Here is a 16,572-nt window from a genome sequence, read left to right on the forward strand (position 1 = left end):
AGCAGCGGGTCGCCATCGCCCGCGCCGTCGCTAACGGTCCGCGCCTGCTGCTCGCCGACGAGCCAACCGGCAACCTCGATCCGCACACGGCCGGCCACGTCTTCGGCATCCTGGTCTCGTTGGTGCGCGCCTCCGGCCTCGCGGCGCTGATCGCCACGCACAACATGGAGCTTGCCGCTCGCATGGACCGGCGCGTCACCATCCGCGACGGTCTCATCGAGCAGTTGCCCTGATCCCGGGGGGGCGGCCGCCTCAGCCGGTGATCATCGCCTCGATGCGGTCGCAGGCGGAGGACACGCCGTCCTCCCCCGCCATGCGCTCGCGGACCTGGCGGCAGCGCCGGGCCACCACCGGCGACGCGAGCAGGCTGTCGAGCCGCCGGGCCGCGCGCGCCGGTGTGAAGCGGCGCCGGCTCAGGCTCGCGCCGAGCCCGAGGCGCCGGACCCGCTCGGCCTCGTCGAAGTGGTCGAACGCCACGGGGACGATGAGCTGAGGCGTACCCGCCGCCAAGGCCTGCGCCACGGTGCCGATGCCGCCGTGATGGATCAGGGCGGCGCTTCGCGGCAGGAGCACGCTCAAGGGCGCGTAGGGCACGTGGATTACGCCCTTCGGCAGGTCGGGCGGGATCTGCCCGTCCTGCGGCGAGAGCAGGATTCCGCGCCGGCCCATGTACTCGCACAGACTGACCGCGGTCGAGAAGAAGCGCTGCGCCTTCCGCATGGCCGAGCCGTAGGTGAAGACCAGGGGCGGTGACCCTTCGGCCAGCATGGATTCGAGGGCCGGGCTGAGAGCCTGGGCGTCGCCGAGCCGGTCCACGATAGGAAAGCCGGTCTGTACCGCCTGGGGCAACCAGTCCGGCTGGGGCGCCGCGAACCAATCCGGGAACATGAGCAGCACCCGGGAGGGGCTGTTCCACCAGTAGCGGAGCCGGCGCACCGGTCCGAGGTCGAGGCGCGCCCGCAGGGCATTCAGGGGCGGCAGGGCGGCCGGGCCGATGATGTAGCGGTCCGCCCCCCGCCCGAGCCAGTGGCGCACCCGGGAGGGCATCAGGCCGGCGAGTCCGAGGCCAGGCAGGAGCGGCGCTGCGTGTCGGCTCTCGACCAGCAGCGGCATGGCGTGGACGGTGATGACGTTCAGGCCGAGTTTCTCCTGCGCGATCCGCGCACCGAGACTGAGGCTGGAGGCCACCACCAGGCCTTCGCGCAGGCGTCGATGCTGCTGCGCCAGCCAATGGTAGGTCTGCTCGGTGAGATCCGACAAGCCGCCGAACAGGGTGCCGACCCCACGGCGCGGGTGCCAGAGGTCAGGCTCCCGCATCGCCTGCTCGTAGGTATCGCGCGTACCGAGTCCGTGGAACGGCACGCCGGCGCGGCGGGCCAGCCCTTCGAAGGGGACGGGAGCGGCGAGGACGACACCGTGCCCGCGGCGGATCAGTTCCACGCCGAGGGCGAGGATGGGCAGGACGTCGCCGTGCGAACCGACGGCCACGAGGTGGATCTGCATCTGGACCGGTCCATACGGGTGTCCCCCGGTCTCGGATGTAATATGCTTCTCTAAGGCGAATCTTGAATCAAAATGCGGTGATCGGCTCACCGCTTCGTGAGGAATAACAATTGATAAGCGAATAATACATCAAGCATCGCGTTCGCGCAGAAGCGTCGGCCACCCGCGCGCCACTCTCATAAATCCTTAACCAAGCGACGAGCGGCATTCGTTTTTCGCTTTACATAGAACAAAACAGGAACAAAGATCGGCCGGTCAACGGGAGGCGAGGCCGATGTTCAAGCGAATGATCCTCACGGGCGCGGTCGAGTTCATGGCGTTCGGACTGCTGGCGGTGTCGATCGCCGCCTGGGCCATCGCCCTGTCGCCCTTGCGGTAGCGTTGCGCCAGGAGCACAGGAGGCCGCCAGTCCACAGCCAAACGCATCCGCGCTCCGGTTTCTCATGGATTGGAAACCACGACTCGGGCTGTTGAGGTCCCATGGCGCGCATCCTCAAAGACCCCGGCTACGTCCACCTCCACACCCATTCCTCCTATTCCCTGCTCGAAGGTGCCCTGAAGGTCGGCGACCTCGTGAAGGCCGCGGCGGCGGACCAGCAGCCGGCACTGGCGCTCACCGACACCAACAACCTGTTCGGGGCCCTGGAATTCTCCGAGAAGGCGGCCGGCGCCGGCATCCAGCCCATCGCGGGTATCCAGCTCACTGTCGCCTTCGAGGCGCCGGACCCCATGGCTCGGGTCGCCCAGGCGCAGGCCGGCAACGCCAACGTCGTGGTGCTGGCCCAGGATGAGGCCGGCTACGGCAATCTTCTGCGGCTGGCGAGTCGCGCCTATTTCGATGTCGCGCTGGGCGATTCGCCCCGCGTCGACGTCGCGGCCCTGGCCGAATCGAGCCGGGGTCTGATCGCGCTCACGGGCGGCTCCACCGGGCCCCTCGACTGTGCACTGCGCTCGGGGCGGGCCGAGTTGGCCGCCAAGCGTCTGGCCCAGCTCAAGGCCGCCTTCGGCGAGGACAACCTCTACGTCGAGATCCTGCGCCACGGCCTGCCCGACGAGCGCATGGTCGAGCGCGAATTGCTGCGTCTTGCCGAGTCCAACGGCCTCTCGGTGGTGGCGGCCAACGAGCCATTCTTCGCCAAGACGGGTGATTACGACGCCCATGACGCCCTGCTGGCCATCGCGGATGGACGCCTCGTCTCGGACGACCGCCGCCGCAGGCTGACCCCGCGCCACGGCTTCACCACGCGGGCGGAGATGGCCAAGCTCTTCGCCGACCTGCCGGACGCCCTGAACGCCACCGTCGAGATCGCCATGCGCTGCGCCTATCGCGTGCGCACCCGCAAGCCGATCCTGCCCAACTTCGGCGTCGTCGCCGCACGCGATCCGGCGGCCCCCGAGGTCGAGGCCGCTCCGGCCCTCGACGAGCCTGCGGAACTGCGACGGCAGGCGCAAGCCGGCCTCGAACTGCGTCTGACCCAGCACGGCACCGCGCCGGGGATGACCGAACAGGTCTACCGCGACCGGCTCGCCTTCGAGCTCGACGTCATCGTGGGCATGAAGTTTCCCGGCTACTTTCTCATCGTGTCGGACTTCATCAAGTGGGCCAAGGACCACGACATCCCGGTGGGGCCGGGGCGCGGCTCGGGCGCCGGCTCCCTGGTGGCGTGGTCGCTCCTCATCACCGATCTCGACCCGCTCCGCTTCGGCCTGCTGTTCGAGCGCTTCCTGAATCCCGAGCGCGTCTCGATGCCGGATTTCGACATCGACTTCTGCGTCGAGGGCCGCGAGCGCGTCATCCAGTACGTGCAGCAGCGCTACGGCGAGCGGCAGGTGGCGCAGATCATCACCTTCGGTACGCTGCTCGCTCGCGGCGTGCTGCGCGACGTCGGCCGCGTTCTGGAGATGCCCTACGGGCAGGTCGACAAGCTGACCAAGCTCGTGCCCCAGAACCCGGCGAACCCCGTCACCCTGGTCCAGGCCATCGAGGGCGAGCCCAAGCTCCAGCAGGCGATCGAGGAGGAGCCCATCGTCGCCCGCCTCATGGAGATCTCGAAGAAGCTCGAGGGCCTGCACCGGCACGCCTCGACCCACGCCGCCGGCGTGGTCATCGGCGACCGCCCCCTGGAAGAACTGGTGCCTCTCTACCGCGACCCGAAGACGGGCATGCGGGTGACCCAGTTCAACATGAAGTGGGTCGAGAACGCGGGCCTGGTGAAGTTCGACTTCCTGGGCTTGAAGACCCTGACACTGCTTCGCTGCTGCACCGACTTCCTGGCCAAGCGCGGCATCATCGTCGATCTCGCCTCGCTGCCCCTCGATGACGCGGCGACCTACGCCCCGATGAAGCGTGGCGAGACGGTCGGCGTGTTCCAGGTGGAATCGGCAGGCATGCGCAAGGCGCTGGTCGAGATGCAGGCCGACCGCTTCGAGGACATCATCGCCCTGGTGGCGCTCTACCGTCCCGGCCCCATGGCCAACATCCCGGTCTATTGCGAGCGCAAGCTCGGGCGCGACGCCGGCAACGAGGCGAGCTGGTACCCGCACGAAAAGCTGGAGCCGATCCTCAAGGAGACCTTCGGCATCATCGTCTACCAGGAACAGGTGATGGAGGTGGCCAAGGTCCTGGCCGGCTACTCGCTCGGCGAGGCCGACATGCTCCGCCGCGCCATGGGCAAGAAGATCAAGGCCGAGATGGACGCCCAGCGCGACCGTTTCGTGAAGGGCTGCATCGAGCGCGACCTGACCAAGGCCAAGGCCAACGAGATCTTCGACCTGCTCGCCAAGTTCGCCGATTACGGCTTCAACAAGTCGCACGCCGCCGCCTACGCCCTGCTGACCTACCAGACCGCCTACCTGAAGGCGAACCATCCGGTGGAGTTCCTGGCTGCCGCGATGCAGCTCGACATCGACGTCACCGACAAGCTCGCCGAGTTCCGCCAGGACGCCCAGCGCCTGAAAATCACCGTCGAGCCCCCCTCCATCAACACCTCCGGTGTCGGGTTCGAGGTGCGCGAGGGCTGCATCCACTACGCGCTGGCGGCGATCAAGGGCGTCGGGCGCGGCGCCGTCGAGGCCCTGATCGAGGCGCGGGGCGACCGGCCGTTCAAGGATCTCGCCTGCCTCGCGCGCCGGCTCAACCCGCGCATGCTCAACAAGCGCACCCTGGAGAATCTGGTGGCGGCCGGCGCCATGGACACCATCGAGCCGGATCGCGCCCGAGCCTGCGCCGCCATCGAGCCGATGATGAAGCTTGCCCAAGGTGCGGCGGAAGCCGCCAGCACCGGCATCGAGGACATGTTCGGGGGTGTCACCGCCGCCGACGTGACCCTGCGGGTGCCGGCCCACGACCCCTGGCCGATGGCCGACAAGCTGAAGAAGGAATACGAGGCGATCGGCTTCTTCCTCTCGGGCCATCCGCTGGACGAGTACGGCGACCTCCTGGGCAAGCTCAGGGTCCAGACCTGGGCTGAGTTCTGCCGGGCGGTCCGGGCCGGCACCACCAGCGTGGGCCGCGTGGCGGCCTCGGTCCTCGACCGGTCGGAGCGCCGGACCAAGACCGGCAACAAGCTCGGCATCGTCATCCTGTCCGACCAGACCGGGCATTTCGAGGCGATCATCTTCTCGGAAGGCCTCGGCCAGTATCGCGAGATCCTGGAGCCGGGGCGCCCCCTGGTCCTCCAGCTCCAGGCCAACCTGGAGGGCGAGGACGTGCGCGCCCGCATCATGACCGCCGAGCCCCTCGACGTGGCGGTGGCACGCCACCAGAAGGGCATGCGGGTCTACCTGCGCGACGAGCGCCCGATCCCCAGCGTGCAGCAGCGCCTCCAGGTGCGGGGCGAGGGCGAGGTCTCCCTCATCCTCCTCCTGGACGGAGAGCGCGAGGTCGAGGTCAAGCTACCGGGCAAGTACCAGGCGACGCCCCAGATCGCCGGGGCGCTCCGGGCCGTGCCGGGGGTGGTGCAGGTCGAGGTGAACTGAGGCACCGCGCCGGCTTTCGGACAGGGGGCTAATACAAAGCCTCAAGGAGGCTGACCCATAGGTCAGCCTCCTTGAGGTTCGTGGTACGACTGCCGTCGCGCGGGCGAACCTCGATGAGTCAGGCACATCGAGGTCTCGTATAAGCGTCGGCCGGGGCGAGGGCCCGACCGACGCCCAGGCTCACGCCGCGCGGATGGCTGCGAGGAAGCCTTCCACCTCGTGCCGCACGTTCACCGATTGGACCGACAGTTCGCCCGCTGCCAGGAGCACCTGCTGGGCCGCCGAACCCGTTTCCCCCGAGGAGGCCAGGACCTGGGCGACGTTCATCGAGACGTCCTGGGTTCCACGGGCCGCTTCGGCAGCGTTGCGGGAGATCTCGCCGGTCGCCGCCGTCTGCTCCACCACCGTCGCGGCGATGCTGCTGGTGATCGCGTTCACCGAGACGATGGTCTGGCCGATCTGGCGGATCGCCGCGACGGCCTGAGCCGTGGCCTGCTGGATCGCGGTGATCTGACCGCCGATCTGGTCCGTGGCCCGCGCGGTCTGGCCGGCGAGTTCCTTGACCTCCGCCGCGACGACGGCGAAGCCGCGACCCGCCTCGCCGGCCCGCGCCGCCTCGATGGTAGCGTTGAGTGCCAGGAGGTTGGTCTGTCCGGCGATGCTGGAGATCATCGTCACGGCCTCGCCGATGCGATCGGCGGCCTGCATCAGGCTGCCCATGGCGATGTTCGTCGCCTCCGCGTCGCGAGCGGCGGCCCCGGCGGCGGCATTGGACTGCTGGACCTGGCGCTCGATCTCATGCAGCGAGGCGACCATCTCCTCGGCGGCGGCCGCCACGGTCTGCACGTTCGCCGAGGTCTCCTCGGCGGCCGCGCTGGAGGCGACGGCCTGGCCGTTGGTGTTCTCGGCCACCTGGGTCATCGAGCGGGCCGTCGCATCGAGTTCGGTCGCCGCGGAGGTGACGATGCCGATGGCACCGGAGATGGTCTGCTCGAAGCTTTGCACGAGGCCATCGACACGGTCGGCACGGCGCTGGCGTGCCGATTGCGCGGCGACCTGTTCCGCCTCCAGTTCAATGCGTGCGATGGCGTTCTGGCGGAACACGTCGACGGCCTTGGCCATCTCACCCATCTCGTCCACCGCATCCTGCGACGGCACCGTGACCGCCGTCTCGCCGGCGGCCAGGCGGCTCATCGCGCTCGTCATGCCTGAGATCGGGCCGATGATGCTGCGCGCGATCAGGAAGGCGAGGGCACCGCCGAGGGCCAGCGCCAGGGCGACGAGCGCCATCTGCAGGGTGCGGGCGCGGCTGACGCTGGCCTCGGTGGCGGCGCTGATCTCGGCGACCGCCCCCTCGATTTTCGTCCGCATCACCAGACCCGCCTGCATCAGGGCCGTCACGTGCGGCTTGAGCTTGTCGTCGTAGGCGACCCGGGTGCTCTCGATCGCGGCGGCGGCGGTGTTGAAGGCGTTGATATAGGCGACGACCGCCTCATGAAGCTCCTTGATCGGCCGCGCGAATTCGGCGGCGGTATCGAGGTCCCGCAACGTCTTCACGGCGGCGTCGGCCTTCTGGCTGTTGGTCGCGAAGGTCGCCGGACCCTGGGGGTCGCGGGTCGCGAGGAAGCGCCAGTTCGCCACCCGCATCAGCAGCACCGTGCTCTCGACCTGCGCGGCCTGGGCGACCTGCGCCGCCGATCCGTTCCGGCGGATGTCGGCGGTCAGGGCGCCGGTCACGCGCGTCAGCTCGTCGCCGATCCTGAATAGATTCCCCTTGCTCTCCGCCAGCGTCTCGCCGGCTTGGCCGAGGCGCTGGATGTCCCCCTTCAGGGCAGCGGCCTCGTCGCGCATGGAGGCATACATCGCCCGGCGCTCCTCGGAGATGGCGATGTCGACCTGGCGCTGGAGCAGGGTCGCCATACCCTGTCGCGTCTGCTCCATCTGGCCGACCTGCTCGGGCTTCTGATTCGCCTGATAATCCAGGGCCTGGCTGAACAGGCGTTCTCCGAGTCCGTTCACCGAAAAGACGTTGCGGGCGCCTTCCTCGAGGCGGGCAAGCCGAGCGTAGTCGCTGGTGACAGACCCAAGCTGATACTGCGAGGTTAGACCAATTCCGCCGGTGAGGACGATCAGGCTGCCGAACCCTGCATAGAGGCGCGCGCGAATGCCGAGTTTCATTGGCCTGATCCGATCGATAGGATGCTTTGTCCCCGATAACATATCCGTGAATCGATAATCGAAACTTAAGGCGAAATATTCCCTCTCTAAAGGCGGCAATTTAGTCTAGCTTAATTTAGTCGCGGGTCGGCGCTCCCATGCAAAGCGTCCGGAGCGTATTCGCGTGCGAACGTAAAAGGTGTCGTGCACTGACGTCGAGCAAGCTTACCTTAAGCTGGATGGGTCTTCTGCTGCTCGACCTGACTGAATCCGCGTCCGCGCCACGGATTCGAGGCGCAAGGCGCGGAACTCTGGCGTCGATTCTCTGTATCGATCTCAGGAATCGGATGGTGCCGGCGCAGCGGCTGTGAGCCGTGCCCGCAGCCGTGTGGCCACCATCGCCTGCAGGGTCAGCAGGTGCGGACAGTGGATCCCTTCCGCGAGGCAGGCGGACACCGTGCGGAACAGGTATTCGGCGCTGGGGCCCAGGTGTCCGGCGCCGGAAGCGATCCGGTCCGCGATCGCCGCGTCCGAGATCGGGCCGGTGTAGCGGTCGCTGTCCGGATTCACCACGAACGTGAGGGCCTGGACCGTGCCGGCCGCCGTCTCCACCGGCACCCAGCGCCCGAGATAGCCGTTGCCGCGCATCTCGCGGCGCCAGACCGGGAGTAGGGTCTCGGCGGCCTCCGCGCCCGTCAGCCGAAAGGCGACGCCCTCGCACGCGCCGCCCACGTCGAGGGCCAGGACGAGGCCGGGCTTCTCAACGCTGCCGCGGAACCGCCGCTGCAGAAGGCAGAACCGCCGATGATAGCCGTGAACCGTCCCGACGCGCCGCTCCGAGTAGGCGAATTCCGGCCGCCAGATCAGCGAGCCGTAACCGAACACCCAGAGCCCTTCGGCGGGCATCGGCCGGGCCGCCATGGCGGCGGCGAGACCGGGACGGAGCTCGGCGTCGCTCAACAGAGCCAGCGCCGTGGCGTCGTCGGCCACCGGGGTCGGATGCGCGCGGGCGATGAGGTCGAGGGTGAGGTCGAGAACGGGGGCCGGCATGGCTCCAACGAACCATCGCGAGCGCCCTCGTGCAAGCGGCCGGCGTCCGGCACGATCCGGGTCGAACGGGGCCGGTTCGCGAAGGTACGGCCGACCGTTCCCGGCGGCCTCAGTTCCTGGCGCTCGCCAGTGTCTCGAGTTCCGGCAACGGATCGGTGCGGTGGCCCTCGCAGACTTCGGTGTCCTCATTCACGATCGTGAGGGCCCCGGCTTTTTCCTGGATCACCACTTTGGGCCGCTCGGCCTTGCCGAAGGTGCGCCCCTTCATCCGGCTCGACACGCAGTAGAGCGTGCGTCCCTCGTCCACGAACGGCTTCGAGACCCGGCTGTGCTCGAACCGCACCGGGATCAGCGAAACGGCGCCGAACGCGGCCTGCCGCAGGGCCAAGTCTGCGAGACGGTCGTTCAAGGACGCGGTGGGGGAGGGGGCTGGTAGCCCCGCGCGCGGGCCGCATCCGGCGAGGCCCGGGGCCAGAAGGACCGCGAGAAGCATCGGCCATCGGCCACGCCCGCAACAGAGAGACAACGACACCGGCATCCGCCCTCGCTTCGCAATCCGACGAGTCTAACCTGATTCCCGCGTCGCGCGAGTCTTATCGCTGATGCAATCGGTTCCGTCCCGCCACGTTTGCAACCTGCCGGCGGCGCCGTAAGACACCCTGATGCAATGGACCGACGAGGCCCTGGTGCTCGGCCTGCGCCGACAGGGTGAGACCAGCGTCATCCTCGAATTGATGACCCGGAACCACGGCCGCCATCTCGGGCTCGTGCATGGCGGTCGCTCGCGCCGTATGCAGCCGGTGCTCCAGGCGGGCAACCGGGTCCAGGCCACTTGGCGGGCACGCCTCGAGGAGAGCCTGGGCGCCTTCGCGGTCGAGCCCGTCGAATCCGTCGCCGCCCGGTTAATGGGCTCCGGGCTCGCCCTCTACGGCATGAGCCACCTTGCCGGGCTGCTGCGCCTGTTGCCCGAGCGCGATCCCCATCCCGAGCTGTTCGCGGCGGCCGGGCTCCTCGTGGCGCACCTGCACGACCCGGACATCGCCCCGCCCCTGATGGTGCGCTTCGAACTCGCCATCCTGGCCGAACTCGGCTTCGGCCTCGATCTGGCGGCCTGCGCCGCCACGGGGGGCAACGACGCCCTGATCTACGTCTCGCCCCGCAGCGGACGGGCGGTGAGCGCCTCGGCCGGCGAGCCGTTTCGCGATCGGCTGCTGGCGCTGCCGGACTTCCTGCGGGAGCGCGAAGCCGGTGCGCCGCTGCCGATGACGCCGGACGCCCGGGACGTTACCGAGGGGTTTACCTTGACGGGGTATTTCCTCGACCAGCACATCTGGGGACCGCGCGCGATCCCCGTGCCCGAGGAGCGTGCGCGCTTCGTTGCATTGGGTACGCGGACCGCCTAAATCCTGTTCGTGTTTTGTTCTGATTTGGGTCCCCTGCGGCCCGGGAGTTCGTGATGGGCCAGCCCTTCGAGCCGCCATCGAGTCCCGATGGCATCGAGAGCGTCGAACTGAAGACCGCGCTGGAGGATCGCTACCTCGCCTATGCGCTCTCGACGATCATGCACCGGGCGCTGCCCGATGCCCGCGACGGACTCAAGCCCGTCCATCGCCGCATCCTGTTCGCCATGCGGCTCCTGAAGCTCGACCCGACCTCGGCCTTCAAGAAATGCGCCCGCATCGTCGGCGACGTCATCGGCAAGTATCACCCGCACGGCGACACGGCGGCCTACGACGCCCTGGTGCGCATGGCGCAGGACTTCGCGCAGCGCTATCCGCTGGTCGACGGGCAGGGCAACTTCGGCAACATCGACGGCGATAACGCCGCCGCCCAGCGCTACACCGAGGCCCGGATGACGGAGGTGGCGCGCCTCCTCCTCGAAGGCCTCGACGACGACGCGGTGGATTTCCGCCCGAACTACGACGGGCAGGAGGAGGAGCCGGTGGTGCTCCCCGCCGCTTTCCCGAACCTGCTCGCCAACGGCTCGCAGGGCATCGCGGTGGGCATGGCGACCTCGATCCCGCCCCACAACGCGGCCGAGCTCTGCGACGCGGCCCTCTACCTCATCACCCACCCGGAGGCGACCTCCGCCCAGCTCCTCACCTTCGTGAAGGGGCCGGACTTCCCCACCGGCGGCATCCTGATCGACAGCGCCGAATCGATCACCGAGGCCTATCGCACCGGGCGCGGCGGCTTCCGCGTGCGTGCGCGCTGGGCCAAGGAGGATCTCGGGCGCGGCACCTGGACCATCGTGGTCACGGAGATCCCCTACGGCGTGCAGAAGGCGCGTCTGATCGAGAAGCTCGCGGAGCTGTTGCAGGAGCGCAAGCTCCCGCTGCTCGCCGACGTGCGCGACGAATCGGCCGAGGACGTGCGCATCGTGCTGGAGCCGCGCGCCCGCAACGTCGACCCCGTCATCCTGATGGAATCGCTGTTCCGGCTCACCGAGCTCGAATCGCGCATCTCGCTCAACATGAACGTGCTGGTGGGTGGGCTGGTGCCCCGCGTCATCGGCCTCGCCGAGGCCCTGCGCGAGTGGCTCGACCACCGCCGCGTCGTGCTCCAGCGCCGCTCGCGCCACCGCCTGGCCCAGATCGACCGCCGCCTCGAGATCCTGGGCGGCCTGCTCATCGTCTATCTCGACCTCGACGAGGTGATCCGCATCATCCGCGAGGAGGACGAGCCGAAGCCCGCCTTGATGAAGCGCTTCGAGCTCACCGAGATCCAGGCCAACGCCATCCTCGACACGCGCCTGCGCAGCTTGCGCAAGCTCGAGGAGATGGAGATGAAGCGCGAACTCGATGCGCTGACGCAGGAGAAGGACGGGATCGAAGGCCTGCTCGGCTCCGACAAGCTGCAATGGGCCGACATCACCAAGCAGATCCGCGCGGTGAAGAAGACCTTCGGCCCCGAGACCAAGATCGGCGCCCGGCGCACCACCCTGGAGAATCCGCCCGACACCGCCGGCATCGACTTCGCCGCCGCCATGGTGGAGCGTGAGCCCATCACCGTGATCGTCTCCAACAAGGGCTGGATCCGCGCGCTCAAGGGCCACGTCGCCGACCTGTCGGGCGTCGCCTTCAAGGGTGACGACGGCCTCAAGCTCGCCTTCCCGAGCGAGACCACGGCCAAGCTCCTGGTGCTGGCCTCGAACGGCAAGGTGTTCACCCTGGAGGCATCGAAGCTGCCGGGCGGGCGCGGCTTCGGCGACCCGATCCGCCTGATGGTGGATTTCGACGACGGGACCGAGATCGTCGCGGCCATTCCCTACCAGCCGGGCGCGAAGATCCTGGTCGCGGCCACCGACGGGCGCGGCTTCCTGGCGCCGGCCGATGCGCTGGTCGCCAACACCCGCAAGGGCAAGGGGATCATGGGGCTCGACGCGCCGGCGACGGCCGCGGTGCTGGTGCCGGCGGCCGGGGACCACATCGCGGTGTGCAGTGCGGACCGGCTGATGCTGGTCTTCCCCTTGAGCGAGTTGCCCGAGATGGTGCGCGGCAAGGGCGTGCGCTTGCAGCGCTGCCGCCAGACCACACTCACCGACGCCCACGTCTTCACTCTGGCCGAGGGACTGCCCTGGCGCGAGTCCGGCGGCGAGGCACGGCTCGCGAATGCGGGTATTCTGGAGAAGTGGATGGGCCACCGGGCCGAGGCCGGCACGCTGATGACCCGGAGCTTCCCGAAATTCGAGCGGTTCGGGAAATAGGCCGGGCCAGCAAGCCCCGTGAAGGCGGGACCGGGACGTGAGCCCCGTGCGGGGCCTGGCCTGATACCGTAGCCGGAGGGCGGCGGGAGCCCGCGCCCTCCGGCGGATCGTCCTGTCGGCGTCAGGCTTACTTGGACTTGTCGGCGATCGCCTTGAGGCCCGAGTCGTAGATGCCCGAGATGGCGTCGACCGCGACCGCGTCCGGAGCGCCCTTGGCCTTGAAGCTGCCGGTCCAGTTCACGGTCGAGCCCGAACCCTTCGGCGCCACCGAGAGGGTGGAGCTGTAGTCGCTCACCGGCAGTGGACCGGAGACGATGGCGTAAGTGTAGCTCATGGCCTTGTCGTCGCGGCTGGTCTGCGACTCGACGATGGTGCCGCCGCCCTTGAGACTCAGCGTCCGCAGGGTCTTGCCACCGTCCTGCGACAGGACGCACTTCTCGATCGCCGGGTGCCACTGGCCGATGCCGCAGAAATCGCCGATCGTCGCCCAGACCTTGGCCGGGGGCGCGGCGACGTCGATGGTCTTGGCGGCATCGAGGGCAAGCACCGGCACCGTTCCGGCGAGCAGCGCAAGGGCAGGCAGCGCGAGGGTGCGCGACAGCATCCGCGACATGATGGGTGTTCCTTCCAAATTTCTTCTTGGGTGGACGGACTGTTTTCGCCGTCGGACCGTGTTCGATCCGACACGGAAGCTAGGCGGAGCGGGCGCCACGGCAATGCGTCCGGCCCAAACGATCGCGAATCGGCACAAGGCTTTATGGCGCGCGCGAGCGGGACCCCTAAGCGCGCAGGTCCGGAGCGGCCGGGGAACCGAACCTTGTCAAGCGGTTGTCCAGGGGCTACGACAGCCGCCTTCGTAGACGGCCGCGCCGCATCGACGCGCCGTTGCCCCTCGGGAGAGACGAGCCTTGGCCATCGCCGGCTCCATGCGCAGCACGATCGACGCCGCCCGCGCGGCCGCCCGGTCGCGCGCGTCTCTTGCCGCCCTGTTGCTCCTTATCCGCCCCTGAGGGCCGTCCGGGCGCGTGCGCCTGGGCTCTCAGGGGTGCGCATCGGCGGGGCCGCCGGCAGGCCGCCCGCCGCCAGGATTCCATCGATCGATTTCCAGGGCGCCGCGTCCGCATCCGGAGCGCGCCGCGACAGGACACCCGACCATGACCGTATCCCCGACCCGCTCCGCGACCGCGAGCAAGGACCGCGTCCTCATCTTCGACACCACCCTGCGCGACGGCGAGCAGTGCCCCGGCGCCACCATGAACCTGGACGAGAAGCTCGCCGTCGCCGAACTCCTCGACACGATGGGCGTCGACATCATCGAGGCGGGCTTCCCGATCGCGTCGCACGGTGATTTCGAGGCGGTCTCGGAGATCGCCCGCCGGGCCAACCGCGCCACCATCGCGGGCCTCGCCCGCGCGATCCCCGCCGACATCGCCCGGGCCGGCGAGGCCGTGCGCCAGGCCAGGCGCGGCCGCATCCATACCTTCGTGTCGACCTCGCCGATTCACCTCGCGCACCAGATGCGGAAATCCGAGGACGAGGTGGTGGAGATCATCCTCAAGACCGTGGCCCAGGCCCGCGACCTCGTCGAGGACGTGGAATGGTCGGCCATGGACGCGACCCGCACGCCGATCGACTACCTGTGCCGCTGCGTCGAGGCGGCGATCCGCGCGGGCGCCACCACCATCAACCTGCCCGATACCGTGGGCTACGCCACGCCCGACGAGTACCGCCGGATGTTCCAGGATGTCCGGAACCGGGTGCCGAACGCCGACAAGGCGATCTTCTCGGTGCATTGCCACGACGATCTGGGGCTCGCCATCGCCAACTCGCTGGCGGGCGTCGAAGGCGGCGCGCGCCAGGTCGAGTGCACCATCAACGGCATCGGCGAGCGCGCCGGCAATGCCGCCCTGGAGGAGATCGTCATGGCGATCCGCACCCGCGGCGACGTGATGCCCTACGAGACCGGCATCGAGACCACGATGCTCACCCGCGCCTCGAAGCTCGTCAGCCACGCCACGAACTTCCCCGTGCAGTACAACAAGGCCATCGTCGGCCGGAACGCCTTCGCGCACGAGAGCGGCATCCACCAGGACGGCATGCTCAAGCACACCGAGACCTACGAGATCATGACCCCGGCCTCGGTCGGTGTCGCCAAGACCTCGCTCGTCATGGGCAAGCATTCGGGCCGGGCCGCCTTCCGTTCCAAGCTGGAGGAACTCGGTCTGGTGTTGAGCGACAACCAGCTGCAGGACGTGTTCGAGCGCTTCAAGGCGCTCGCCGACCGCAAGAAGCATGTCTACGACGAGGACATCGAGGCGCTGGTCGACGAGAATCTCGCCACGGCGCATGATCGCATCCGCCTCGTCTCGCTCTCGGTGATCGCCGGCACCCGTGGCCCGCAGCGGGCGACGCTGAAGCTCGACATCGAGGGCCGCGTCATCACGGAGGAGGCCGATGGCAACGGCCCGGTGGATGCGGTGTTCAATGCGATCCAGGCCCTGGTCCCGCACGAGGCCGATCTCGAGCTCTACCAGGTCCACGCGGTCACCGAGGGCACGGACGCCCAGGCGGAGGTCTCGGTGCGCCTGAAGAGCGGCGAGCGCAGCGTCACCGCCCGCGGCGCGGATCCCGACACCCTGGTCGCTTCGGCCCGGGCCTACCTCTCGGCCCTCAACAAGCTCTCGGCCTCGGCCGTGCGCCTGCACGCGCAAAGCCCGGCATCGGTTTAGCCGAGAAAATAACGCCCCGGGGGTGGACACCCCCCGGGGCGTTTGCTATCAGCCCCCTCGTCGCAGCGGACTTGGTGGCCGCAGCGATCGCCGCAAGGCGATGGGTGCATAGCTCAGTTGGTAGAGCAGCTGACTCTTAATCAGCGGGTCCAAGGTTCGAACCCTTGTGCACCCACCAAACATCTCAGACGGCCAAAGCTCTGGACAAACGTCCGGAGCTTTTGTGTTTTCGGAACCTCATGAGCATCGCCGCGTGGCCCGGCCCTGAGCTGATCTCGGTTGGCGCTTCGATCCGCCGGGCCTCCACTCGTATTCGTGTCATCCTCCGGTTTTCGCCGGCCGAGGAAAGTGCGGGGCCAGGGCAGGGGATCATCCGCATGCGGGCGTGCGGTCTGCTCCCCGTCGGCCATGCCCCGATCGACCTGTAGCGCGCCCAGGCGGCGCTGAGGCGCATACGGATGGCGAGCCGGATAGGCTACACGAGGACGCGATTCTAGAGCGTCATCTCGGTTGCCTTGAAGGCCAGTTCGGTTCGGTTGCGCGCCTTGAGCTTCTTCATCACGTTGCGAACATGCACCTTCACGGTGCTCTCACACATGTTGAGTTCGTAGGCGATGACCTTGTTCGGCTTGCCCCGCCGGATGCCTTCGAGGACGGCCATCTGCTTGGCGGTGAAGTTGCTCTGCCAGGCGGGATCGGCGGCGGGGTCCACCCGGGCCTTTCGGGCAGCCAGCATGCTGCTCGCCGGGACGAAGACGCCGCCCGCCAGGACGAAGCGGATGGCGGCGATGACGTGATCGACGTTGGCCCGGCTGCTGATGTAGCCGCGAGCCCCGCACTCGATCGCCTCGATCACGTTGGCCATGTCGTCCGACTGAGACAGGACCACGACCGGATGCGTGTGGGGCGCCTGGAGGAGGCCCGCGATGGTGCGCCGCCGCTTTTCCGCCGAACCATCGCAGACATAGAGGATCAGCGAGAGGGTGTCGGTCCCCACCGATGCCTGCCAGTCCTCCGCATTCATGGCGGCAAGAACCTGGAACCCCGCCACGGTGAGGCGGAAGATGAGGCATTCCCGTTCGAGGATTCGGTCGTCGATCAGCAGAATCGACGGTGTCCGACCGGGATCAACGTCGAGGGTGGCGTGTCCCAGCGTTGTCCGGGAAAAGTCGATGCCCGCAAGGATGTCCATGGCATACCTCGTATCGTCGTCGATCCAAAACGTTGCAAAATTTGAACCAGTTATGAAGACCCTTTCGGCTCGAAAACGGCGAAACATCTGTATCCATCGCGAAAATTTGACACGATCTCTCGATGACCGCGTTTGAAAATTGATTTTGATTAAATTTTCTCCGATCTGAGGCGGATTTGGAGTCTTTATGGCGCGGTTCTCGCCGAATCGCGACATAAATACTTTTAACATAAATTATTCTGCGCGCAGCCGCGCAA

The 16,572-nt window shown here is 68.0% G+C and carries 10 protein-coding genes, 1 tRNA gene and 1 pseudogene; 6 read left to right on the forward strand and 6 right to left on the reverse strand.

Going from position 1 to position 16,572, the window contains the following annotated elements; genetic code table 11:
- Window positions 1–233: pseudogene (locus MFF30_RS19820) on the forward strand (ABC transporter); the annotation flags it as partial.
- A 19-nt stretch (window positions 234–252) separates the two neighbouring features.
- Here the strand turns inward: MFF30_RS19820 and MFF30_RS19825 are convergent.
- Window positions 253–1,503: a glycosyltransferase gene (locus tag MFF30_RS19825; RefSeq protein WP_238281421.1), complete on the reverse strand. Its 1,251-nt coding sequence runs from the start codon at window positions 1,501–1,503 to the stop codon at window positions 253–255.
- Between the two features lie 480 nt (window positions 1,504–1,983).
- Between MFF30_RS19825 and dnaE the strand changes: the two genes are divergently transcribed.
- The gene (dnaE, locus tag MFF30_RS19830) at window positions 1,984–5,481 is read left to right on the forward strand and encodes a DNA polymerase III subunit alpha (RefSeq protein ID WP_238281423.1); all 3,498 of its coding nucleotides are present in this window, start codon (window positions 1,984–1,986) and stop codon (window positions 5,479–5,481) included.
- 180 nt (window positions 5,482–5,661) lie between these two features.
- Here the strand turns inward: dnaE and MFF30_RS19835 are convergent, their stop codons facing one another.
- The 3 genes from MFF30_RS19835 to MFF30_RS19845 form a co-directional block, all read right to left on the reverse strand.
- Window positions 5,662–7,659 carry a methyl-accepting chemotaxis protein gene (locus tag MFF30_RS19835; RefSeq protein ID WP_238281425.1) on the reverse strand — a complete coding sequence of 666 codons (1,998 nt, stop codon included), beginning with the start codon at window positions 7,657–7,659 and terminating at the stop codon, window positions 5,662–5,664.
- A gap of 315 nt (window positions 7,660–7,974) precedes the next feature.
- Entirely contained in the window at window positions 7,975–8,688 is a 714-nt protein-coding gene (locus MFF30_RS19840) for a gamma-glutamylcyclotransferase (RefSeq protein ID WP_238281427.1), read from the reverse strand.
- A gap of 109 nt (window positions 8,689–8,797) precedes the next feature.
- The gene (locus tag MFF30_RS19845; protein WP_238281429.1) at window positions 8,798–9,076 is read right to left on the reverse strand and encodes a hypothetical protein; all 279 of its coding nucleotides are present in this window, start codon (window positions 9,074–9,076) and stop codon (window positions 8,798–8,800) included.
- A 274-nt stretch (window positions 9,077–9,350) separates the two neighbouring features.
- On the opposite strand from MFF30_RS19845, the gene recO reads away from it, so the two are divergent.
- Complete coding sequence (gene recO, locus MFF30_RS19850; RefSeq protein WP_238281432.1) at window positions 9,351–10,091, forward strand: DNA repair protein RecO; 741 nt, start codon at window positions 9,351–9,353, stop codon at window positions 10,089–10,091.
- 53 nt (window positions 10,092–10,144) lie between these two features.
- Window positions 10,145–12,394: a DNA topoisomerase IV subunit A gene (parC, locus tag MFF30_RS19855; RefSeq protein ID WP_238281434.1), complete on the forward strand. Its 2,250-nt coding sequence runs from the start codon at window positions 10,145–10,147 to the stop codon at window positions 12,392–12,394.
- A gap of 127 nt (window positions 12,395–12,521) precedes the next feature.
- Here parC and MFF30_RS19860 read toward each other — a convergent pair whose 3' ends face one another.
- Window positions 12,522–12,998: an SRPBCC family protein gene (locus MFF30_RS19860; protein WP_373320952.1), complete on the reverse strand. Its 477-nt coding sequence runs from the start codon at window positions 12,996–12,998 to the stop codon at window positions 12,522–12,524.
- A gap of 550 nt (window positions 12,999–13,548) precedes the next feature.
- On the opposite strand from MFF30_RS19860, the gene MFF30_RS19865 reads away from it, so the two are divergent.
- Both MFF30_RS19865 and MFF30_RS19870 read left to right on the forward strand, forming a co-directional pair.
- Entirely contained in the window at window positions 13,549–15,123 is a 1,575-nt protein-coding gene (locus MFF30_RS19865) for a 2-isopropylmalate synthase (RefSeq protein ID WP_238281438.1), read from the forward strand.
- A gap of 102 nt (window positions 15,124–15,225) precedes the next feature.
- Window positions 15,226–15,301, forward strand: a tRNA-Lys gene (locus MFF30_RS19870).
- 315 nt (window positions 15,302–15,616) lie between these two features.
- Here MFF30_RS19870 and MFF30_RS19875 read toward each other — a convergent pair.
- Window positions 15,617–16,315: a LuxR C-terminal-related transcriptional regulator gene (locus MFF30_RS19875; protein ID WP_238281440.1), complete on the reverse strand. Its 699-nt coding sequence runs from the start codon at window positions 16,313–16,315 to the stop codon at window positions 15,617–15,619.
- Window positions 16,316–16,572: the final 257 nt, after the last annotated feature.

This window comes from Methylobacterium goesingense, assembly GCF_022179225.1.
Lineage (GTDB): Bacteria > Pseudomonadota > Alphaproteobacteria > Rhizobiales > Beijerinckiaceae > Methylobacterium > Methylobacterium goesingense.